Origin of the sequence: Clostridium estertheticum, from assembly GCF_018861295.1 — a bacterium.
Taxonomy (GTDB): domain Bacteria; phylum Bacillota; class Clostridia; order Clostridiales; family Clostridiaceae; genus Clostridium_AD; species Clostridium_AD estertheticum_D.
This window is the reverse complement of record NZ_JAHLDM010000002.1, coordinates 25,376-48,625: the sequence shown is the minus strand read 5'-3', so window position 1 is coordinate 48,625 and position 23,250 is coordinate 25,376. Positions and strand designations below refer to the sequence as shown.

The window sequence follows — 23,250 nt, the reverse complement described above, 5'->3', positions numbered from 1 at the left end:
TAGGGGGTATTTATAGATGGTGGAGTATTATAAAATTAGAGGCAAAGATCTTTACACTGAAATTTTAGGAGAGGACTCGTCTCCAGTACTATTATTTATTCATGGTGGACCAGGTGGAATTGGTGTTGCAGATTTTATTCAATATCAGGGGGACAGATTATCACAAAACTTTAAAGTTATAGCTCCAGATCAAAGGGGAGTATGGAGATCCGAGGCTATTTTAGATGAAGAACATATTTCACTAGAAGATATTATTGAAGATTTTGAAGAATTAAGAAAAAAATTACATATAAATAAATGGTCACTGCTTAGTCACTCATTTGGTGGGTATCTTGCTGTTCTTTATGCTAATTTATACCCTGATTCTATTGAATATATGATATATGAATGTCCGTCTTTTAGTTTTGCACTTTCAGAGCGCTCTATGTTAAATGAAGCTGCTAAGGAATTAGTTAAATTAGGAAAATCAGCATTGGCGCAAGATTATTTTAAAGCTTTAAGAGAAATTACAGATTATAGGGTTATCAATAAACTACTTATGAAGGTGTTAAATGAACTTGGAGCTAACGGCAATAACTGTATGTGGTTTGGAAGTGATAAGCAAATTATTGAACGAATAGCTATGAGTACTAACGATGCTAAGAATTTATGGAATAAATCTACCAAAACAAGAATTAAATTATTGAAGGATTGGCGAGTGTATAATGATGTGTTTACTGAATTATCAAATGTAAACAAACCTTCTTTACTAATTAAAGGTAAATATGATCCAATAACTTGTGAAGTACAAACAGCAGAATTTATGAAGCGAGTGCAAGACAAACAAGTGGTTACATTTGATTTCTCCGGTCATTATACTAGAATTGAGGAGCCTGATAAGTATTGTGAAGTTATAACAAGTTATATATATAATAAGATGAAATAATGGAGATTTACATTTTTGTAATGAATGAACTGATTTTGAAAGGATGGGAAAGTTGGGAACAATAATATTACTTAATAATACGCTTGAATACATTGAAAGGAATTTGGACACAGCACTTAATATAGATGACATATCAAAAGTCGCATGTTCATCTCGATATCACTTCCAGCGTATTTTTCATGCATTAACAGGATTTACGGTGACTCAGTACATAAAAAATCGAAGACTTACCCTTGCCGCAGAAGAGTTGGTTGCAACAGACAAAAGAGTAATTGATATAGCATTAAAATATGGTTATGAAAGTCCAGAAGCATTTACTAAGGCATTTAAAAGACTACATGGAATATCACCGTCAGCTTTAAAAAAGCTTAATGGAAAGATTAAAGCTTTTCCCAAACTCTCTTTTCAAATATCAATAAAAGGAGAATATGAAATTATTTATACAATAGTTGAAAAGGAGGCTTTTAAAGTATTTGGTGCAGAATTTGCAACAACTAGAGTTGACGATGCAGCCTATAGAGAGATACCAGAGTTTATTAGTAAGATTTTTGAGGACGGAACACATGATAGGATAAACGAAATTCTAGGAAACCCCAAGGGCACTTTGCTAAATGGATTTCATTATGGATTTGAGGAAGATGGAACAAGAAAATATATAATGGGAGCTGAACAGTTCGAAAAATATATACCAGATGAATTTACTATACTAGAGGTACCAAAACTTACATGGGCAGTATTTGAAGGTAATGGAGCTGTGCCCAATAATTTGATTATACAGGATATTTGGAGACGCATATACTCTGAATGGTTTCCCTCCTCTGAATTTGAACAAGTGAAAGGTCCATGCATTGAAAAAAACTTTTGGGATGATAAAAACCCTGGTGAATACAAATGTGAAGTATGGATTCCTGTAAAAATAAATAATTTCTAAAATACCGCAGAATTCAAATTTGAATTTTGCGGTGTTTTTACATTAGCAGTTGCCTTACACCTAGTCCATCTGGATGTTTAATTGATTTCATAAAACCATAATTACAATTCTTTATTTTTATATATTTTAATTGAAATGAAGAATGAAACTACTATAAAAATTATAGGTATGGCTGTCAGTAAGATTCTTTGCAGTAATCCAAAATCAACCCCAAAGGTTGTATTATTCTTTAATATCTCATTTGCGAAAGAGATGAGACTTGACAGTACAGCCATAATTATGAAATTAACCCACCTCGACCTGAGGTATCCTAATTTGTAATAAAATGGGAAGAAAATAGAAAAATAAATACATACAATAAAAAACTCAAGAAAAATGGTGTTTATACCGATGGTTTTACTTACTAAATTTGGAGCAACAAAATGAAATAAACTGCCCACAATAAGTGTTATTACTATAGCGCAGATAAGGAATAAAAATACTGATAAATATTTTGCAGCCACCACAACTTTTCTATTAACGGGCAAACTATTTATCATTAGTTCACTATTATATTTAAAATCATAAGCATTAGCATACACTGCCAGTAGATATATACTTAAAAAACATAACAATATAGTAGTTGCATAATTAGTTTGAAATATAAATGCGTTTACCATGTTTAAAAGAATAAACATAAATACGGTTTTATCCTTTTTCTGAATTCTAATGTCTTTCATTATTAGATTAAACATGAATATCACCCCTTATTGTATAAACCATAATATCTTCTAGTGATGCTTTTTCTATCTTACAACTATCATTAAATAAAATCCTTGCTTTCTCTTTATTATCAGTTAATGCCTCAAACCCTGAAGCAGTTTCCCTTATGCCTATAAATTCCTTCCGTATATTTAAGTCTAAAAGTCTAGAAGCACCTTTGACTATTGCGTATTTTTGTAGCACTTCGTCCTTCGACTCAGAAAACACCATACTTCCTTTGTTAATAAAAGTTATATAATCTGCAATTTTTTCAAGATCTGCTGTAATGTGTGTGGAGAAGAAAATTGACATCTCTTCATTCTGAATAACATTATATAAAATATCCATAAGTTCACTTCGAAAAGCAGGGTCAAGTCCTGAAGTAGGCTCATCCATAACAATAAGTTCAGCTCCATGGGAGAGTGCTAATGCTAAGGCGAATTTTATTTTCATTCCCTTTGAAAGCTTATCTATCACCTTATTTGGATTTAATTCAAAATGTTTAATATACTCCTTAAATTTGTTTTCATCCCACCTTCTATAAAACCCTGCTATAATGTTTTTCATTTCATTTATGGTAAGCATGCCATAAAATATATTTTCATCATAAACAAATCCTATTTTTTCTTTGATTTTTCTTTCGTCTTTAACGTTGTCCATACCAAAAACACTGATGCTTCCACTATCTTTTTTTATTAGATTCATAATTGATTTTATTGTGGTACTTTTTCCTGATCCATTTGGGCCTATAAATCCCATTACATACCCTTTTTCAAGCTTAAAGTTTAATCCATTTAAACAAAAATCACCATAAGACTTGTTGAGATTTCTAACGTCTAATACACTGCTCATTTTACGTCCTCCTTAAGAAGTTTCATTATATTTATTATTTCTTCCATAGATAAATTCAGTATTTTACTTTCCTTTAAAACTTCTTTTAATTTTTCTTCTAAAATCTTCATTTTTTTCGTGCGAAGTAAATCCTTATTTTGACCTGATACAAATGACCCTTTACCTGTAAGAGAAACAATAAACCCTTCCTTCTCTAATTCTTCATAAGCTCTTTTTGTGGTGATTACACTTACTTGAAGATCCTTTGCTAAATTTCGCATAGATGGAAGTGCATCACCTTCTTTTATTTCACCAGAAAATATTAGTCCTTTAATCTGATCAATAATTTGCAGATATATAGGATCGTTTGATAAATTTGAAATTATAATAGTAATGTCCATATTTTATCTCCTAGCAGTTTCTTTTAATAAACTCTTGTTTATTTTGAAAGAGTATAATGTATATATACTATATATACATTATTCAACTCCTTTTGTCAATACTATAGTGTATTTAAAGTATTATAAAACTATAATTGGGTAATGCTCGCAAAGCGTAAATTTACAAACTTCGGGATGCATCATGAATGGTTGCTGTGACCCATAGGGTATTGGTAGATTTTGTAGTATACTATAATTATTATTCAGAACGGCGAGATAAAAATAAATGTAAGTTATGGGAATGGGGAGTATATATGGAATATATAAGTATTTTAGTGGTTGAAGACGATAACGAAATTAACTATCTTATTACAAAATATCTAAGAAAGGAAGGATATATTGTAGATTGTTGCTTTGATGGTATAGAAGCTGTATGTAAATTTGAAAATAAGACTTATCAATTGGTTATATTAGATTTAATGTTGCCAAAACTCAATGGGGGACAAGTACTTTTAAAAATTAGGGAAAAAGGTACAATCCCAGTAATTATTTTATCGGCGAAACATGAACAAACAGATAAAATATTTGGACTTGAGTTAGGTGCTGACGACTATATTACTAAGCCTTTTGATATAGGAGAAGTTATCGCCAGAGTTAAATCTCAATTAAGAAGGTATTTACAATTTAATAATAGCGAGTTTGAGGAAGATGAAGTATTAAAACACGGAAATCTTCAATTAGATTTAAATACTTATGAACTTAAAGTTTGCAAAAAAAATATACCACTTACTTCAAAGGAATTTGAGATACTAAAACTTTTTATGACTTATCCAAACAAAGTCTTCACTAAGTCTCAACTTTTCAGTGCTGTTTGGAAAGAGGAATATATGACTGATGAGAATACTGTAATGGTACATATAAGTCGTCTAAGAAATAAAATTGAGGATAATTCTTCTAAACCTAAATATATAAAAACAGTTTGGGGAATAGGTTACAAGTTGGGGGAGATGTAATGATGAATATATACATTGTTTGTATATTAGTATGCATATGTTGTATTTTGTTGTTTAATAATATTTATTTTTCTAAGCAAATAAATGAAATTAATAGAACATTAGAGAAAATAAAAGGTGGTAATTTTAATATTAGGGTACGATTTTATTCTTCAACTAAGAGTATACAAAACTTGGGTGTTAATTTAAATTATATAATAGATGAATTTCAGAGGATCGCTGAAAAAAAACAATATCTAGAAGAATCGAGGAAAAAAATGGTGGCCAATATTTCGCATGATTTAAGGACTCCATTAACATCTATACTTGGATATCTAGAGGCTATACAGAAGGATTCAAAGTTAAACGATAAAGAAAAAAAGTATTTTTTGGATATAGTATATTCTAAGTCACAAAAATTATATTCGTTACTTGAAGAATTTTTTCGCTTTTCTAAAATAGAAGCAGAAGATGTACTAATTAAAGTAGAAAAAATCAATTTGACCAATATGATTCAAGATGTATTAGTAGGATTTTATCAAGAATTTGTTAATGAAAATATTGAACCTATCATTGAGATAGCAGAAAAAGATTTTTTTGTCTGGGGAGATAGTAAAGCAATTGATAGAATATTATCTAACCTCTTAATTAATGCACTTAGATATGGAAAAGATGAAAAAATGATTGGTATAAAAGTCAGAGGAGAAAACTCTATGGTTTGGGTAGATATATGGAATGGAGGAGCAGGTATTGCGGAGAAGGACACTCCATATATATTTGATAGATTATATATCGGAGAAACTTCAAGAAATGGAAAGTTTCATGGAAGCGGGTTGGGACTTGCAATAGTTAAAAAACTTGTAGAAAGATTAAAAGGAGAGGTTTTAGTTAACAGCATTCTAAATGAGAAAACTACTTTTTCATTTTCTTTACCTTTATATAAATAGATATTTATGATTTAAGGTATTTGTAAGGTATTTGTTAGAGTTATTTAAAACTAATATAGTATTCTATGTACATGATAATAAATTAATGTTTGGGGGAAGAAAAGTATGGAGTGCATATTAAAGACTTATAATCTAACAAAGCAGTATAAAGAACATAAAGCTGTTGATGACGTAAATATAACAATTGAAAAAGGAGATATTTATGGATTCTTAGGCTTAAATGGTGCGGGTAAAACAACTACTATGAGAATGATAATGGGGCTAATTAAGCCTACCACAGGAAATATTGAATTGTTTGGTGAAAAACTGAGTGAGGACAAAAAACATTATTTTGCAAGAGTTGGGTCAATTATAGAATTTCCAGGTTTTTATGAAAATTTAACCGCGGTGGAAAATTTAGATATTCACAGAAAACTTATGGGTGTTCCAGACAAAAATTGTATAGAACAATCACTAGAAGTAGCGGGAATACTTGATGCTGCTAATAGAAAAACAAAAGAGTTTTCGTTGGGTATGAAACAGAGACTTGGCATAGCAAGAGCTTTACTTCATAATCCTGAATTCTTAGTGCTAGATGAACCAACAAATGGGTTAGACCCTGTTGGAATAAAAGAAATACGACAACTTATACTTGATTTATCGCGAAAAAGGCATATAACTGTATTAATATCAAGTCATATTTTAAGTGAAATTCAGCAATTAGCTACTAAAGTGGGTATCATACATAAAGGGAAACTACTAGAGGAAATAGACTCTGAAGCATTAAAAAAGAAAAATAGACATTATATTGAGCTTAAAGTTAATAATGACAGGGATGCCGTATTTATGTTAGAACAAAAATTTAACATCTCAGATTATATAATATCAGAACCTGGAGTAATTAAAATTTATGAAAAGTTAACGGAAACTTCAAATATTAATAGGATGCTAATATAAAATAATGTTGAGGTTAAAGAAATATCTTTGCTTAGGGACAGTCTTGAAGATTATTTTATTAAGTTGGTAGGAAGTGATATAAATGAATAATGTTGCAAGTTTACCAACTGTTATGCATACTGAATTTCTTAAACTAAGAAAATGTAAAGTTTTGTGGTGTATGCCTCTATGCTCATTGTTTCCTAATATTTTAGTGTTTTCAATATATGCAGTTAATAAAAAGTATCCTATAGTTGTTTGGAAAGATTATTTTACAGATAATGAAATGCTTATTAACGTGATGCTTGGGATTGCCTTCTTTTCTGTATTAGCAGGATATATATTTTCAAGGGAATATCAAGAAAATACAGTAAATAGCATGTTTACTTATCCAATAAGTAGAATTCAATTTTTTATAAGTAAACTTGTTGTTGTATTAATTCTTATTTCTATTACACTTATATCCTCATTTATCTTGGCAATGCTTTTAGGACTTACCATAAAACATGAACCTTTAACTTTTAGTATTTTACTATATTACGCTAAAACTTATATTTTTATGATTATTATGCACTTTGCATTAATTCCTATAGTTGCCTTCTTAGCTATTTATTATAAAAGTATATTACCACCAATAATACTGGGGATAGGTGCTATAACTGTTTCCCTCATAATGATGAATACTCCATTTAATACAGTATTTCCTTGGAGTATTCCAGTTATATTAAGTCCTCAAGAAAATGAAGGAACTTACCCAAATTATGCTCTGGGTATTATTGTTTTATGTACAACATTTATCGTTGGAACAATATTAAGTATAAGGAGCATTAAGAAGGATGTACAATAAAAATATAAACTATAGTAGTACAATACATTTTTATTATTTGAATTTATGTACAATCATAATTCTACGCAGAGACAGTTTTGAAGATTATTTTATTAAGTTAATAGGAGGTGACATAAATGAATAATGGTGCAAGTTTAGCAACTGTGATAAAGACTGAATTCCTTAAGCTGAAAAAATGTAAAATTTTGTGGTGTATGCCTCTATGTTCATTGTTTCCTAATATTTTAGTGTTTTCAATGTATGCAGTTAATAAAAAGTTTCCTATAGTTGTTTGGAAAGATTATTTTACAACCAATGAAATGCTTGTTAATGTGATGCTTGGGATTGCTTTCTTTTCTGTATTAGCAGGATATATATATTCACGGGAATATCAAGAAAATACAGTAAATAGCATGTTTACTTATCCAATAAGTAGAATGCAATTTTTTATAAGTAAACTTGTTGTTGTATTAATTCTTATTTCTATTACACTTATATCCTCATTTATCTTCGCAATGCTTTTAGGACTTACCATAAAACATGAACCTTTAACTTTTAGTATTTTACTATATTACGCTAAAACTTATATTTTTATGATTATTATGCACTTTGCATTAATTCCTATAGTTGCCTTCTTAGCTATTTATTACAAAAGTATAGTTCCACCAATAATACTGGGGGTAGGTGCTACAACTGTTTCCCTCATAATAATGAATACACCATTTAATACGTTATTTCCGTGGACTATTCCAACTATATTAAGTCCCCATGTAAATGGAAGAACTTACACAAATTATGCTTTAGGTATTATTGTTTTATGCACAACATTTATCGGTGGAACAATATTAAGTATAAAAAGCATTAAGAAAGATGTACAATAAAAAGATAAACTATAGTAGTGCAAGAAAAATTATGAATGATTGTTGAATTGTGTAAAGATGCGATTTAAAACAATGTTGTTTAGTAATTTATAATATAGAGAGGAAGATGATTATTAATGGATTTAACATGGAATTTAGACGCACTTTACACTTCATTTAACTCTGAAAAGTTTAAAGGTGACATGGAGCTTCTTAACAAGCATATAGAAAATTTGAATGATTGGTCTACAAAAAATATGAAAGATACGAATAATGCGGCTTCTAAAATGCAAGAGGTTTTGAAGTTTTACAATGAATATAAAAGCTTATATTGCTGTTTATATTCTTATGCTGAGTTAACTTCATGCTCAGATAGTTCAAACATGGAAGCAATGAACGTTTTAGATGATATTGAGTATAAGAATTCATTGGTTACAGATTCTTTTGTAAAGTTTAACAAATGGCTTATTTCTTTAAACAATATAGATGAATTAATAGATACTTCACCAATACTTATTGAATATCGTTTTTATCTTAAAGAACTTCTTTTGCAGTCAAAATATTTATTGAATGAAAATGAAGAATTATTAATTGCAAAAATGCAGAGTACAGGATCCAAAGCATGGCAGAGACTTTATATGGAGCTCACCTCTACAATGTTAGTTGATATAGATATTGAAGGCGAATCAAAGAAAGTATCACTTTCAGAGCTCAGAAACATGGCATATAAAAAAGATGAATTTTTAAGGAAAACAGCCTATTATGCAGAAGAGGAAGTTTGTAAAAGAATATCGAAAGCGTCTGCAGCATGTTTGAATGGAATTAGTGGTGAAGCACTTACTACTTATGATATGAGAGGATATAAATCACCTTTAGAAAAAGTTCTCATGGTCTCAAGAATGGATTATGAAACTTTAAATGTTATGCTTTCTGCTATAAAAGAAAGTCTACCTATATTCCGTGAATATTATCATAAAAAGGCAGAAGGGCTAGGACATAAAGTTAGCCTTCCATTTTATGATATCTTTGCGCCAATGGGTGATGCTAATACAAAAATATCATATTTAGATGCCAGAGATTTAATTGTATCAAGTTTTAGAACATTCAGTCAAGAACTTGCTGATTTTGCAAAGAAAGTCTTTGACAGTAGATGGATTGATGCTGAGCCAAGAACTGGAAAAGGAAATTATGGACTAACTGTTGATATTTTTCCAATAGAAGAAAGCAGAATTATAGCTAATTTTACTGGGGAGTATTGTGATGTTGGTGTACTGGCTCATGAAATTGGACATGCTTATCATAGTTATTGCCTTAGGAATGAAAAGATGCTAAATACGGACTATCCTACACCTATTGCAGAAACAGCTTCGATTTTCTGTGAAACAATAGTAAATAACGCATTACTTAATATTCTACCAACAAATGAAGGTTTTTCAATTTTAGAAAAAAGCATTTCAGATGCGGGTTATTATATCGTTGATTTTTATGCTAGATATATATTTGAAAATAAATTATTTGAAAGAAGAAAATTGGGTCAGTTATCTGTTGAAGAGTTAAATGAATTAATGCTTAATTGTATGGAAGAAGCCTATGGAGATAGTATTGACCCTGAGACCATCCATCCATATATGTGGATGAATAAGGTTGGATATTATTTGTCTGGCAATGAATTTTTAAATTTTCCATATTCATTTGGAGTTTTGTTTTCGAAGGGTCTTTATGCTGAATATATAAAAAAGGGAGAAGCTTTTGTGTCACAATATAATAATTTTTTGAGTGCTACAAGTAAAAGTAATATTGTTGATAGTGCAAAGATAATTGATATAGATGTTCACTCAATAGATTTTTGGCGAAATGCATTAAATCTTATTCAAAAGGACATTGAGGTGTTTGTTAGTGGAGTGTAAATAATTCTAGTAATTGTGACAAAATAAACTTTTTATTTCCATTAAAAGTGAAAAAATCATTGCAAATTTATCGAATATGTATTACTATGAAACAATAAAATTTAATAGTTCAGATGAAGATAGCGGGAGAGCAATGGCATGCCATTCACCGAAGGGGTAAATCTTTCAGGTACCTATTTAATTAGAGATGACCGCTATTGGATGAACCCTTGGAGAGACTCATAATGAGCACCGAAGGAGAAAGCTGTAAAGGCGAAACTCTCAGGTAAAAGGACAGGGGACAGGTGACATATCTTGCGAAAGTAATATATTACCAATTACTTCATTTAGATCTTATCTATTCCCAGTTATATCTCCAATCGCAAAATATTTATATAGGAAAAGGCATTTTTTAGTACATGCCTTTTGACTGAGATGGAGGGATATATATGTCAGAAAATGAAAATTTATCAAGAGGTCTGAAAAATCGTCATGTTCAATTGCTTGCAATTGGAGGTGCAATTGGCACTGGGTTATTCCTTGGTTCAGGAAGGTCAATTCACTTGGCAGGTCCATCTATTTTATTTGCATATGCGATAACAGGAACAATCTGTTTTCTTATTATGCGTGCACTTGGGGAATTATTACTTTCTAATTCAAAATATCATTCATTTGTAGATTTTGTACAGGATTATCTAGGTAACGGAGCAGCATTTATTACTGGATGGACATACTGGTTCTGTTGGATTTCACTTGCTATGGCTGACTTAACTGCTACTGGACTTTATGTGCAATACTGGTTACCCAATGTAGCTCAATGGGTTCCAAGCCTTATAGCTCTTGTAATTTTACTAATTATGAACCTTACTACAGTAAAGTTATTCGGTGAAATGGAATTCTGGTTTGCCTTAATTAAAATTATTGCAATTTTATCACTAATTATAATTTGTACATATATGATTATTAAAGGATTCTCTACAAATGCTGGTGTATCTAGCTTTGCAAATCTTTGGAATCATGGCGGTTGGTTCCCAAATGGGGTAAGCGGTTTTATTCTTTCCTTCCAAATGGTTGTATTTGCTTTTACTGGAATAGAATTAGTTGGTTTACTAGCTGGTGAAACTGAAAACCCAGAAAAGGTTATTCCAAGTGCTATTAATAATATTCCAATTAGAATCATTATTTTTTATATTGGGGCACTTATTGTTATTATGAGTATATACCCATGGAATTCAATTAATCCTGATAAAAGCCCATTTGTACAGGTGTTTTCTGCAGTGGGAATCCCAGCGGCAGCAAGTATTATAAATTTTGTTGTACTAACATCAGCTGCATCTGCTTGTAACAGTGGTATATTCAGTACAAGCCGTATGGTTTACTCTCTTGCTAAAGAAAAGAATGCACCTGAGTCAATGAAAAAATTAACTTCTAATCAAGTACCTTCTAATGCTTTAATGTTCTCTGCAACTGTTATCTTGATTTCAGTTATTTTGAATTATATTATGCCAGAAGGTGTATTTGTACTCATTACAAGTATATCAACATTCTGCTTTATCTTCATTTGGGCAATTATAGTTGTCTGCCATCTAATATATCGCAAAACTAATCCTAAACTTGCTACTAAGAGCAAATTCAAAATGCCATTTTACCCAATTTCTAACTATATAATTCTAGCATTTATTGCTTTCATTATAGTTGTATTGGCACTTACTAAGGAAACTCGTGTAGCCTTATTTGTAACACCTGTATGGTTTATAATACTTGGTGTGATTTATAATATACTTAAATCAAGAATGAAAAATAAAGAAGAGGTCAAAAAAAATGTAGTATAGGCTAACACTAAAAGGGATTTGTACCTAAAAAGTTAGATATCCAATAAAAAGCACCCAATAATGCTTGTTTACAAAAACAAGTGTTATTGGGTGTTTTATTTAAAGTATTGCACAAGTTACTATATCTAATGTTTTTACTAATGTAATTTTCGAAGTGATTATGAAGTGAGGATTTTATATAAATGGATAATTATACAAAAATAACATAGTGAATTCAAAGAGAAGTTATAGTTTTTGTAACATTAGGAAACCATATATTTTAAAGTTAAGATTAATTATGATGTTTAGTTGGAGGAGACGAGATGAAAAAAAATGAATCTCAAAGAGAATTTAAAAAATTAAAGGGTCAAATTAGTCAAATTGAAGAGATAGTTCATCATTCAAAGCCAGGAGCTCTTATTGAACATGAAGTGGCAATAAGAAAAAAATTAAAAAAGATTAAAGAGCTGGAAAATGAAGGTTTCAAGGATTTTAAAAAGGTATATGAGAAATACGAGGAATTATTAGAAGATATATCAAAACGAATGCTTGAGGATTATAACAAGAGGAATGGTACTGATTTTGAGTTTCAGAAGGTTTTAAGAGGAAACTATAACACGTTTTTAAATTATGGGTTCATGCTATTACTTACGAAGCAACATATACCAAAATTAATTATTAAGGAGTTTGAAGAAAAATTTCCGGATAACCCTAAAGATGAGTATGTAGAAGCTAGAAGTATGGATAGAATGATTTATATTCATTTAGGTGATACGAATACAGGTAAAACATATAATGCTGTAGAACGTCTGAAAAGCGCACAAAAGGGTATATATTTATCACCACTAAGAATTCTTGCTTTAGAGAATTTTGAAAAATTGAATAATGAGGGAATAATTTGTGATCTATTAACTGGAGAGGAAGAAGTATTAAAGATAGGTTCAACTCATGTTTCGTGTACAATAGAAAAGGTTAATCTAAAGGAATATTATGATATAGCTGTTATTGATGAAATTCAAATGATTAAAGATCAACAGAGGGGAATGGCATGGAGTAAGGCCTTATTAGGATTAAGATGTAAAGAGATTCATATATGTGGAGCTGCTAATACGAAAAACATACTAGAAACAATTATAAATGACTGTGGAGATAAGTATTCTATAAAAGAATATACAAGAGATATTCCTTTAGAAGTTGAAAACATAAATTTTAATTATAATGATAGTAAAGAGGGCGATGCAATTGTAGTGTTTTCTAAAAAGGGAGTATTAGAAATAGCAGAAAGGTATTCTAGGATAGGTATTAAAAGTAGCATAATATATGGAGATTTACCACCAGAAGTTAGAAAAATTCAATATAAACAATTTACAAACAAAGAGACAAAAGTTTTAGTAACTACTGATGCAATCGGCATGGGGGTCAATTTACCTATTAGAAGAATTATTTTTATGAGTATAAAAAAATTTGACGGTGAAGAAATACGAGAACTAACATCACAAGAGGTAAAGCAGGTTAGTGGACGTGCAGGCCGGAGAGGTATCTATGACGTAGGGTATGTAGGCAGCGCTGGAGATACTCAAGATTTCATTAAATCTAGATTGGAAGTTAAAGATGAAGAGATAAAGAAAGCAGTTATTGGACCATCGGATGTTATAGTGAAAATCAAAGGTTTACCTTTAATTGATAAACTAGTTTTATGGAGTACTAGAGAAGAGAAATTAGACTATTATACTAAAATGGATATTAGTGATTATATATTAATTCTAGATAGAATAAAGAATTACAAGCTAAAACAAGAAGTTCAATGGGATTTGTTAAAAGTTCCATTTGATATCTCGAGGGAAGAATTAATGAATACATTTTTACATTATGTAGAAGAGATATTTATTTATAAACAAGAGAGTTTATTTAAACCAGAGTGTTTAAAAAATAGTTTAGATGATTTAGAAATATATTATCAAAAAATAAATATGTATTATTCATTCTCTAAAAAATTCAAATTAGAATTTGATGTGGATTGGGTTTATGAGGAAAGAGTAAAGGTCAGTAAATCTATAAATGAAATACTGATGGGGATATAAAAAAGGTAGAATATGATATATATAGTAGTCCACTGAAAGTAATTGCTATTTGATTTAATCTCAAATGTAGCTTATATTCAACTAGATTGAGGTCAAATTATTCAGTGAAAATAAATGAACAAATAAATATCAATATATTTAAATAGAATAAATTAAAAGAGTGAAGGCATTTTTCCGTTGAAATAGTAATTGGAGAAAATGCCTTGTTTTTATTTGATGATATATTTGAAAATTATAAAATATACATTAATCCGGATAATATATAAAATACTAGTGGCTTTCGTAAATTAATGTAGGCGTTTTATGGCAATTTAAGGGGTGAATATATTTTTTTGCGAAATTTAAAGGAAAATTATGAATGTTTGTTGAATTATGTAAAGAAAGCGTTTATGGTAGGGAAATGTTAACCTCACAGAATGTCTATAATCGGAAGTTGAAAAAATGAAAACTTAATTGATGAGTATTGTGAATATCAGATAACATATCTGAAAAGCCATGTTCTATAGAGAGATTTTCAAGTAAAAGAGTAATGGAGATATGTCGAACCTGTAAAAAAATGCGAATAATGAATGATTGAGTAGTCACGGAAACTAATATGTAAAACTTGATTTTGTATAGAATCATTATAGCGCTATAAATTTTATGTTCAGAGAGCAATTAGGACTAAAAATAGGCATAGCAAACAAGCCTACACGATGCAGGAACTTTTAGAAAAAATATTTAATTGTCAAACAGCTATTCTAATAAATTTAAAATACTAAAACCTGAAACTTTAAGTCTTGCATCTAGATGAATATTAATTGCGGCAATCATAGTCATAAATGAATAACGTTTTTTACCATGTATTTGTAAAGAATGAATTCTATAATCATTAAGAATACGATTATTTATACGTTCTGAGCAGGTTCTAGTTTTATAAACAATTTTCCATTGTTTTGAGCCACGAGGCACAAGAGTAAACAACCGCAAATCCCATGATGGTTTAGTATAAATTACTCGCCCATAAGGTGAAGGTGAGCACTTTTCACAACAAGAACAACTATCAACCTTTTTTAAAACTAAAGGGCAACGCCATTTAAGGCGTGAACGACTTTTTTCGTAACCATAATAGATCATTTTATGGCCACCAATGCAGATAGGAACTCCTTTTTCATTAATATCTAAAGTAGTTGGATATTTTGAATTTCCTTTATTTTTGGAGTTCAAATCAATAAAGGGATTAATGTTCCATTTGGAACATAATTCATATGTAGGGTAGTTATCATTAGCTGAGTCAAGAACATAATTTGATATATTGAACTGCGGCAACAGTTCTCTAAATTCAGCTAATGCTACTATTCCAGTGACACTGTCGTGTCTACTTGCTTCTACAAATCGAAGATAAATAGGTAAGTCTATCTTATATTTTTTATTATAGACAGATAAAGCATAGAGAGTGTAGCCGTAAAACCAACGATTTTCATGGCTATCCCAACCCCAATTAGCATTTATGTCAGAAAGTCTACGAGGGCATTTGCAATCGTAAATTCCATTTTGACGGCAGTCACAAACTTTAGAACCATAGTAAGAAGACTTACAGTGAACACAAGTACCATCACCGCCAACTGTAAGGTTATCTTTTTCTATTAAATTAAGATTAAAAGAGGGTACTACAGCAACTAATGAAAATATTTTTTGAAGCAGCCTTTCGGCTCTTAAAGAAAATGAGCGACCTGCTTCAAAAAAATCTGAAACTCTCTTAACAACACCAGTTTTTTTGTTAGGAAGCTTTTTATTTTTCCCGGGTGCCTTAATTTTAGATGGTCTCTTCTTATATGAATATATTTTTCTTAGATTTGCTCTGTCGGTAGACAGATTTGAGAGCCATAATCTAGAGATAAAACCATAATGGGCACCAAGTGATGGGACATTATTTATAGTGCAGCCTATACAGGTTGCAAGCAACTCACTAGCATGAAGTTTTTTAACCCAGTTGGTAATGCTTGTTTCCTTTTGAAAAAGCATTAAAGAAAATGAACGAAATATTTCAGGTTGAAGAGTTGCAGGTCTACCGATATTAGAATAATAAGGTTTTAATATCTCTCTAAGAATATCTAAGTCTAAGCAATACAACTTAGATATAGAAGGTTCAAGTTCTATAATTTTTTTAGAAAAAGATTTGTAGAAACATGAGAGATTTGAAATAATAAATTGCTGATAATCAGCATGAGAACTCCAATTTTTAAGCATAAAATAATCCTCCTAGTAAAACATGTCTTTAGGAGGAGGACCGCAAAATTCTACAGACTTGTCAAGTGTTTTATGCAAAAAAAGTGGGGGGATCAACGAAAAATAATGATACGAAAAATGAGTAATCATAGGAGCTAAGGAGTTTCCGTGAAAGCTCTGATTATATTAGGGGGTTATATGGAAATTTATGAATTGAAGTTTAAGAAAAAACAATCCGTTACTATTTTGGGCGTAGGCTGGGGTTTTATTAGTTTATTCTGGGTGATTTTCTTCGTTGTTTTTATTGTAGGATTTAAACCATCACTGAAGATAGGTACTGTCTGCATAACAACTTTGATGATGTTAAATATTATTTTGGGGTTTGTTTTAGGAAACTATTATATAACTTTATCTTCACGAGCTTATATTAAAATTTCTCATAAGAAATTGAAAATTCACAAAGGATTGACTCGAAGAAACCAGGTTATTAAATTTGAAGATATTGAGGAAGTTCGGTTGATTGGAGAAAAGATAGTTATAATTCTGATGGATTATTGTTCAAATAAAGAGGTTGAGATAAGGTCAGATTTAATATACTTAAAAGATTTAGATATACTGCTTAATAACTTCTCAAAAAATAATAAATTGATTAAAAGACTTTGATTTATTATCAAATTTAAAATACTACTGAAACTTAATACGCATTCTTCATAAAATCCGTCAGTAACAACTGTAAAAATTACTAAGGCAGTAAGATAAACTGGACAGGTTATGTCTATAATGTGTAGTTCAAAAATGAATGATTAATTGATGGTAGGTGGCAATATATGACTTATAAAGAGGCCCATCAATAATGGTGACATGTCGGATATGTAGAGTTATACGACACATGAATGATGTAAAACAATTTATTAAATAGTAATTTATTTTGTAAGAAAGGTGGTCAATATGGAAAATGTAAAAGTGATAACTAAAAAAGATGTGATGGAAGAGTTGCAACTATTGATTAAAAAATACAAATTTAATATAGATGTGCTTTCAAAACTATTAGATGTAAAAGAAGAAGTTATTTTAAGTCAAGATGAAAATAAATTATTTGAAAATTCTAAAGACTTTTCTAAAATGTCTAATTTAATTTCTATGATTGAACTTAGTGGAAAAGATGATGCTGATTTTAAAATTGGAGCATTTTTGCAAGTGTTATTAGAATATCATGGTATTTCGGCAGAAACAATTGCATTGATGTCTGGAGTTAGTGAAAAAGAAGTTATTGATTTAGTGGAAAATCCTAAGTTAGTATCTTTAGAAAGTAAATATAAAATATCTAAAACAGTAATGTCATTACGCTTTTTATTTAAGGAATTAGAACCATAAATTCCAGTTTAAGGTTGAGTAATATAAATAGTAATTTGTTTATGTGGTTAAGCATTTACAAGGAGGCAATATATGAAAAAAAATTTAGGGATTGATAATTTTACATCTTCACAGCGTGCAATTAAGAACTATATAGATTTTCGAAACGAAAATAGTTTCCAACATGAAGCGAGAGTTATTGTTTCATCTAAAGGAAAAACATTTTTTAATAGTATTATTCTTGTGAACATTTCAATAGATACGAATTATTCATATGCAGATTTAGTAGGAAATGAACAGTTCGATAGAGATTTTTATTCTAAGTATACAAATGAATATCAGAAGTTTAAGTTCATTAGAGGGACATTGTTAATACAATCGAAAGATAGATGGGGAAATGCTATTGAAATTGATATAACTGGGGTGTAACAGATTTGTATTTTAGGATAAGTTTGGTAAAATGTAAAAAATCAATGACGTAAGAACTATATAAATTCAAGATATCAAGTTGATTGACAAATACACAAATTCCAATTTGTAGAGCTGAATTAACATAATTTTAGACGCAATTATTTCGCATTTTTCATAAAGTTCGTCATAAATAACTACAAGAATTATTAAAGAAATCAGATAAACTGGATATATTATGTCTATAATTCGAAGATAAATATAAAGTATGTTCTATTTAAGATAAAACTAGGTAAGCCTAGTTTTATAATCACATAAAAGAAGTGAAGGAGGAATAAGTATGCCAAAATTTTGCATGAAATTATTACCTGATTTAGACTCACGAAGTGCAAGTAACTTGCTTTCATTAATAAACACATGTAAATCTACCCCATGTAGTATTGCTTTAGGTGCCGGAATGTCTGCTTCAGCAGGACTCCCTACATGGGATACACTTTTACGAAAAATATCTTATTCTTATTTTGAACATTGGATTTTCAACATCAGCAATGCTCATAAAAACTGCGATTATAGGAATCCACCTCAAAATATTTCGATAGCTTTTACAGAAGGATATGAAGCATTATTTCTCGAAGAAAAATTAAAAAAACTCATACAGGAAAAAAATTCTTTACTCGAAAAAACTAACCAAATAGCTCCTTCTGAACAGGTTAAATATTTAAATGAGGATTTTGATGAGAATCATAAGGTTGCTGAAATATATACCGACGGCGTCAAATGGAGCAATGAAAAAGTAAAAGCTTTTCTTGAAAAACAAAATCAAACATCGGCTTTGAACGCATCCCTGCGATCAAACTTTTTGAACAGCTTAATGAACAAAAACTCTTTGTTGGTTGCACAAATGATTAAAAATCGTATAAAGGAAAAAGATTGGAACTATTTATTAAGAAAGGTTTTGTATGGTTTATATGAAAACAAGCCTTTTCAATTTATTATTTCACCACTAATGGATTCTTGCATTAATTTAATCAAGAATTCTAATATTGAAAAAATTGTAAATTATAATTATGATGACACAATGTATCATGCACTATTACAAAGGGGAATAAAGTTCGATAATGTGTATTGTGGCAAGAAATCGGTGTGTAACCCATCTATTTATTATCCTCACGGATATATACCTATAAAAGGTGGAGTTAATACAGAAATTGTTCTTGTAGAACAAGAATATCAGAAGCAAAGTTCACAAGTTGATTTATGGTCTAACAACATTCAGTTAAGTACATACAGCAATACTTCTTGCATCTTTTTAGGGCTTTCATTAGAAGATCCGAATTTGAGAAGAATACTGAATATGAGCAACACAGCCTCTCAGAAAACTCATTACGCATTTCTTCCTAAAAGTAGTGGAGATGGACCAGTGCCTGAAATGATTGATTCTTTATTCGATGCTGATTTATTACGTTTTGGAATTAAGTCTATTCGGTATCCACTAGCAGGTGGATCACACGAACGCTTGACACAGTTGTTAAGTATTACTGTGAAGGTGATTCGGGGCGAACTCAGCCTTATATAAAAGTTTCCATACCATATCGCTATAATCTGAATCTTGATAGTGGTGTTAATGCGGTTTAGATTTCTTGAATTACAAAGCAAAAATTTAATATTTAGGTAGGGTTGCAGCTAAAGACATAGAAAGCATATAATAAATACAATAGTTAGCATTAGTAAGATTGTAAACCAAACTACCCATTAGGCTAATAACAAGAAGTTGAAGTATATAAAATTTTATTAACAAGTGTAGTCAATTTTAAATAACTGTGAAGTAAAGACAATTTATAATAATCTGTAGATAAATAGTAATTTGTTTATGTGAAGCTGGATAAGTGAATGGGGAAATAGATGATTATGCCTAATATGATTTACGATATTCGCACAACTGAATATGCTCAACGGACATTAACTAATCTCACTGGCATACCAATCTCAGTGTGGAAACAATATCTTAGTCACGAGCTCGAATATGAATATACAGATTATCTTGTGGCAGATGTGATCAACTCTCATGGATATCTACCACGTAGCTACAGAGATTTCGAATTCGTATACTTTCATGTGACGACAAGTGCTAATGGATGCGCATCTTTTCGGAAGTATGGAATATTAGATTTAAAACGATCTTATTCTTGCCATAACTCTGAGCTGAGATCGTTCTTGGAAAAACGCGATATCCATATCAATTTAGATGAGAGAATACTGATATATCGCGAACAAGAATTCGATATTACCTTCGGAGATTGCCCAAGACAAGACAAAGAGGCTTATAAATGTTGGTCCATAGGGAGAAAGTTTTATTTCGATTACACTACATGTGGGTTCTTATCGGTGTGGGAACGAAGCTCTTATGGTGGACAAGTTCATCGCCGACCAGAAATTTTAATGAATATCGACGATCTTCTTGGATTGAATTTATCCCGAGAATGGATGTCTACTCATGATTCTTATGAGATAGTAGCCAAGGTTAGCGGTGAAAAGGTTATCTATGATAGTTATGACGATCAAAGCGATGAGGATAAGGTTTTAAATTATTTGACTAAGGCATATTGGACTGCCTTTGGTGAACCGAGTGAAAATATACTTCTGATTAAAAATCATATACAGATACCGCCTATGGATATTCTTGAAATAAAGCCAATGGAGCATTGGAAAGGTTGTTGATGGTTTAAGTATTGAAGCCTAATACTTTCATAGAATTAAAAATAAAGCAACAAATTCCAATTTGTCTGGTTGAACAAAATTTGGATAATGTGTGGTTTAGTTAATAAGTGTTTTTATAACGTTGCGGCATTATTTGTATTGAGAATGTAGCTAATAGCTATAGTTATTAACTTCCTATTATACATATACTCATTAGGCTAATAATATGCAGTTAAACTATTACTATATTTAGTACAAGTCTTAATGTTTATAATGGGTAGTAGAAAAAATTAATACTTAATTCATGAGTTTTGGGAATAGCATAGTTAAGTAACATTAAAGTCTGATATCGAAAGAGGAAGTATATGAAAAGACGAAAGTATTTATCAGAATTTGGTTTAAATGTTTTTACTAGTTATAAGACGATTATTCCAGTTGAACATCTTAATATTATTAAGGATGGACATGATTATCATATATACAGTATTATGTCATGTCCAAAACTGAGATATGTAAAGGACTCTTTTAAGGCTAGTGAAAAATGCATAAGTTTAACTCTAGAAAAACAGATAAAAGATTCAGTTGAGACAATTGAGATTCAACACTTAGTTCTTGATGGAAATCTAGACCATACAAAGTTAGGTCTAGATTGTCCTTATCCTTACAATAAATTAAATGTTGAAATTAATGATAATGAATGGCTGAACACCTTTGGTCGTGGTCTAAGTAGTAATAAGATTTCACTTGAAGCCCAAGGAGTGTTAGATATCTCTGGTCCTACAAGGAACTTGGAATTTGAAATATTGTATATTGGACAGGCATTCGGTAAAGATGGAGAACGCATAGCTACAGATAGATTGAAATCACATTCAACGTTGCAAAAGATATTGACGGATTATTATAGTTCACATCCAGATAAGCAACTATATATATTTCTATTTGAATTTACACCACAACTACAGATGAGCTTTGATGGTTTAACTGGTATATACACTGCTACACAGGATGAAGAAGATAGTCATTTCAACGACGTAATGAGTAATCCGTTAAAGTATAATCAGATAATTAATATCACAGAGGCAGCAATGATTAATTATTTTAAACCACCATATAACGTAAACTTTGTTGACAATTTTCCTGATGAAGAACATAAAGGTTATAGTCAATACTATGATCTAGATTATAATAATTTGGTAGTAGAAATTAACTTAGAATTTGACGGAAATCTTTACGTTCAACTTTATTCAGAAACTAATCGAATTAATAGCTCTTTTGATTTTATTCAATATGATTTGTTTAATGACCCAAATAGAAAAAGTATGTGTGATATTTTCAAGAGCGATTGCAAGAGGGACGACATGTAACATCACTTAACAATATATTTCCAAAGTAAGGCAGACTATTATAAAAGCTATCTAATGCTGGACCACTTCGGAAATACGAAACAATAGTACGAGTTGAACTTCTAATTATCTATATAATGGAAAGTACAAAAATAAATTTTATAAACTTAGCGAGGAGGGTCACAAATAAAATGGGATTACTTGATAGGTTTAAAAAAGATAAAGTATTGGAACAGGAGTTAGATAAAAATGCGGATTTTCAATCTCTATTTCAAATTCATCTTTTATTTTGTGATAAGCCTAATAAACCAGACGCGAATATTATTAAGGGAGCCTTAAATATAAAGTTTGGCAATATAGATATTGTATCAGGTAATAAAAGTCTGACTTCATTTGAATTGAAAAAATATACCGTAAAATTTAAGGAGGGATCTACTCCTCCACAGGTTTTGATGATGGAAGTTCAACCATTCAAACAAGAAACCATTAGTGAATTCGATAGGACTCAGTTATGGAATGTAAAAGATAATGAAGAACTGCTTGATAGTTGTAAATATAGGCTGATTATTTCAGATATGATGGCAGCAGCTTTGGAATATAAGCAAAGATGTGAACTATTGGTTGGGTGGTTAGAGGTTGCGCTAAGCTTATTTCCTAATTGTACAGCAATTTGGGTTCCATCGGCTGGCAAATTACTAACTTCAGAGCAAGTAAATAATAGCAAGGTGAAGGATGAAGACAAGTTTATTTATCTATGTGTTAATGTGAGATTCTTTAATATCCAGAATACAGAAGATAAGTTGGTAGATACTCTAGGATTATATGCAATAGGATTACCTGATGTTCAGTATCATTTTCGTAATTTAAATTCAGATGATATAGTGGGGCATGCTTATAATATAGAATCATATATATTTACTGCAAATGCACCAATAAAGAATGGTGAGACTATAGGTGGACTTAAAGATGGAAAGATGAGCAGAACAGTTAGATGGAAATACCAATATGAGGAATCGCTAATTCAACCGGTTAGAGAAGTGATGGATATCTGCCCTGGTGAATATGCTTCAGGAACAAGACAATAGATATACTCAAGGTAAGTTTTATGAATGCTA

At 30.4% G+C, this 23,250-nt stretch carries 20 protein-coding genes, 1 pseudogene and 1 riboswitch; of the genes and pseudogenes, 17 read left to right on the top strand and 4 right to left on the bottom strand.

Translation table 11 applies throughout. The features are described from left to right. Positions 1-16: 16 nt before the first annotated feature. Together KPL54_RS02600 and KPL54_RS02595 are read left to right on the top strand one after the other, a co-directional pair. Positions 17-925, top strand: coding sequence for an alpha/beta fold hydrolase (locus KPL54_RS02600; protein ID WP_216104401.1), 909 nt, complete (start codon positions 17-19; stop codon positions 923-925). A 52-nt stretch (positions 926-977) separates the two neighbouring features. Further along, complete coding sequence (locus tag KPL54_RS02595) at positions 978-1,856, top strand: AraC family transcriptional regulator (RefSeq protein WP_216104399.1); 879 nt, start codon at positions 978-980, stop codon at positions 1,854-1,856. 101 nt (positions 1,857-1,957) lie between these two features. Here the strand turns inward: KPL54_RS02595 and KPL54_RS02590 are convergent, their stop codons facing one another. The 3 genes from KPL54_RS02590 to KPL54_RS02580 are packed head-to-tail and all read right to left on the bottom strand — an operon-like array spanning position 1,958 to position 3,823. Beyond that, on the bottom strand, positions 1,958-2,590 hold the full coding sequence (locus tag KPL54_RS02590; protein ID WP_216104398.1) for an ABC-2 transporter permease: 633 nt from the start codon (positions 2,588-2,590) through the stop codon (positions 1,958-1,960). Continuing rightward, on the bottom strand, positions 2,583-3,449 hold the full coding sequence (locus KPL54_RS02585) for an ABC transporter ATP-binding protein (RefSeq protein WP_216104397.1): 867 nt from the start codon (positions 3,447-3,449) through the stop codon (positions 2,583-2,585). Before KPL54_RS02585 ends, KPL54_RS02590 begins: the two co-directional genes overlap by 8 nt. Then, positions 3,446-3,823 carry a GntR family transcriptional regulator gene (locus tag KPL54_RS02580; RefSeq protein ID WP_216105011.1) on the bottom strand — a complete coding sequence of 126 codons (378 nt, stop codon included), beginning with the start codon at positions 3,821-3,823 and terminating at the stop codon, positions 3,446-3,448. Before KPL54_RS02580 ends, KPL54_RS02585 begins: the two co-directional genes overlap by 4 nt. Positions 3,824-4,122: 299 nt before the next feature. Between KPL54_RS02580 and KPL54_RS02575 the strand changes: the two genes are divergently transcribed. From KPL54_RS02575 to KPL54_RS02540, 8 genes and pseudogenes are all read left to right on the top strand, one after another. Next, complete coding sequence (locus KPL54_RS02575; protein WP_071614968.1) at positions 4,123-4,821, top strand: response regulator transcription factor; 699 nt, start codon at positions 4,123-4,125, stop codon at positions 4,819-4,821. Then, positions 4,821-5,747 (top strand): sensor histidine kinase, encoded by a 927-nt coding sequence (locus KPL54_RS02570; protein WP_216104395.1) that lies wholly within the window; start codon positions 4,821-4,823, stop codon positions 5,745-5,747. The genes KPL54_RS02575 and KPL54_RS02570 overlap by 1 nt, the downstream gene beginning before the upstream one ends. Positions 5,748-5,852: 105 nt before the next feature. Next, a pseudogene (locus KPL54_RS02565) lies at positions 5,853-6,773 on the top strand (ABC transporter ATP-binding protein). Further along, entirely contained in the window at positions 6,766-7,509 is a 744-nt protein-coding gene (locus tag KPL54_RS02560) for an ABC transporter permease (RefSeq protein WP_216104393.1), read from the top strand. The pseudogene KPL54_RS02565 and the gene KPL54_RS02560 overlap by 8 nt, the downstream one beginning before the upstream one ends. A gap of 116 nt (positions 7,510-7,625) precedes the next feature. Continuing rightward, positions 7,626-8,369: an ABC transporter permease gene (locus KPL54_RS02555; protein WP_216104391.1), complete on the top strand. Its 744-nt coding sequence runs from the start codon at positions 7,626-7,628 to the stop codon at positions 8,367-8,369. Positions 8,370-8,485: 116 nt separating this feature from the next. Then, positions 8,486-10,255 (top strand): M3 family oligoendopeptidase, encoded by a 1,770-nt coding sequence (locus KPL54_RS02550; RefSeq protein ID WP_216104389.1) that lies wholly within the window; start codon positions 8,486-8,488, stop codon positions 10,253-10,255. 199 nt (positions 10,256-10,454) lie between these two features. After that, a riboswitch (glycine riboswitch) is annotated at positions 10,455-10,542 on the top strand. A 141-nt stretch (positions 10,543-10,683) separates the two neighbouring features. Further along, positions 10,684-12,066 (top strand): amino acid permease, encoded by a 1,383-nt coding sequence (locus KPL54_RS02545; protein WP_216104388.1) that lies wholly within the window; start codon positions 10,684-10,686, stop codon positions 12,064-12,066. Positions 12,067-12,368: 302 nt separating this feature from the next. Beyond that, the gene (locus KPL54_RS02540; RefSeq protein ID WP_216104386.1) at positions 12,369-14,126 is read left to right on the top strand and encodes a helicase-related protein; all 1,758 of its coding nucleotides are present in this window, start codon (positions 12,369-12,371) and stop codon (positions 14,124-14,126) included. 735 nt (positions 14,127-14,861) lie between these two features. On the opposite strand, the gene KPL54_RS02535 is transcribed toward KPL54_RS02540, so the two are convergent. Continuing rightward, a complete protein-coding gene (locus KPL54_RS02535; RefSeq protein ID WP_216104385.1) occupies positions 14,862-16,355 on the bottom strand; it encodes a hypothetical protein in 1,494 nt (497 codons plus the stop codon). Positions 16,356-16,532: 177 nt separating this feature from the next. Here KPL54_RS02535 and KPL54_RS02530 point away from each other — a divergent pair, with 177 nt between their 5' ends. The 7 genes from KPL54_RS02530 (at position 16,533) to KPL54_RS02500 (ending at position 23,220) form a co-directional block, all read left to right on the top strand. Beyond that, a complete protein-coding gene (locus KPL54_RS02530) occupies positions 16,533-16,997 on the top strand; it encodes a hypothetical protein (RefSeq protein ID WP_216104383.1) in 465 nt (154 codons plus the stop codon). 285 nt (positions 16,998-17,282) lie between these two features. Beyond that, the gene (locus KPL54_RS02525) at positions 17,283-17,708 is read left to right on the top strand and encodes an HTH domain-containing protein (protein ID WP_216104381.1); all 426 of its coding nucleotides are present in this window, start codon (positions 17,283-17,285) and stop codon (positions 17,706-17,708) included. Between the two features lie 72 nt (positions 17,709-17,780). Continuing rightward, positions 17,781-18,116 (top strand): hypothetical protein, encoded by a 336-nt coding sequence (locus KPL54_RS02520; RefSeq protein WP_216104379.1) that lies wholly within the window; start codon positions 17,781-17,783, stop codon positions 18,114-18,116. A 319-nt stretch (positions 18,117-18,435) separates the two neighbouring features. Continuing rightward, entirely contained in the window at positions 18,436-19,671 is a 1,236-nt protein-coding gene (locus KPL54_RS02515) for an SIR2 family protein (protein ID WP_216104378.1), read from the top strand. 809 nt (positions 19,672-20,480) lie between these two features. Then, positions 20,481-20,813, top strand: a complete 333-nt coding sequence (locus KPL54_RS02510; protein WP_216104377.1) for a hypothetical protein — start codon at positions 20,481-20,483, stop codon at positions 20,811-20,813. A gap of 344 nt (positions 20,814-21,157) precedes the next feature. Then, positions 21,158-22,156 carry a hypothetical protein gene (locus KPL54_RS02505; protein WP_216104376.1) on the top strand — a complete coding sequence of 333 codons (999 nt, stop codon included), beginning with the start codon at positions 21,158-21,160 and terminating at the stop codon, positions 22,154-22,156. 170 nt (positions 22,157-22,326) lie between these two features. Then, positions 22,327-23,220, top strand: a complete 894-nt coding sequence (locus KPL54_RS02500) for a DUF4261 domain-containing protein (RefSeq protein ID WP_216104374.1) — start codon at positions 22,327-22,329, stop codon at positions 23,218-23,220. Positions 23,221-23,250 lie beyond the last annotated feature (30 nt).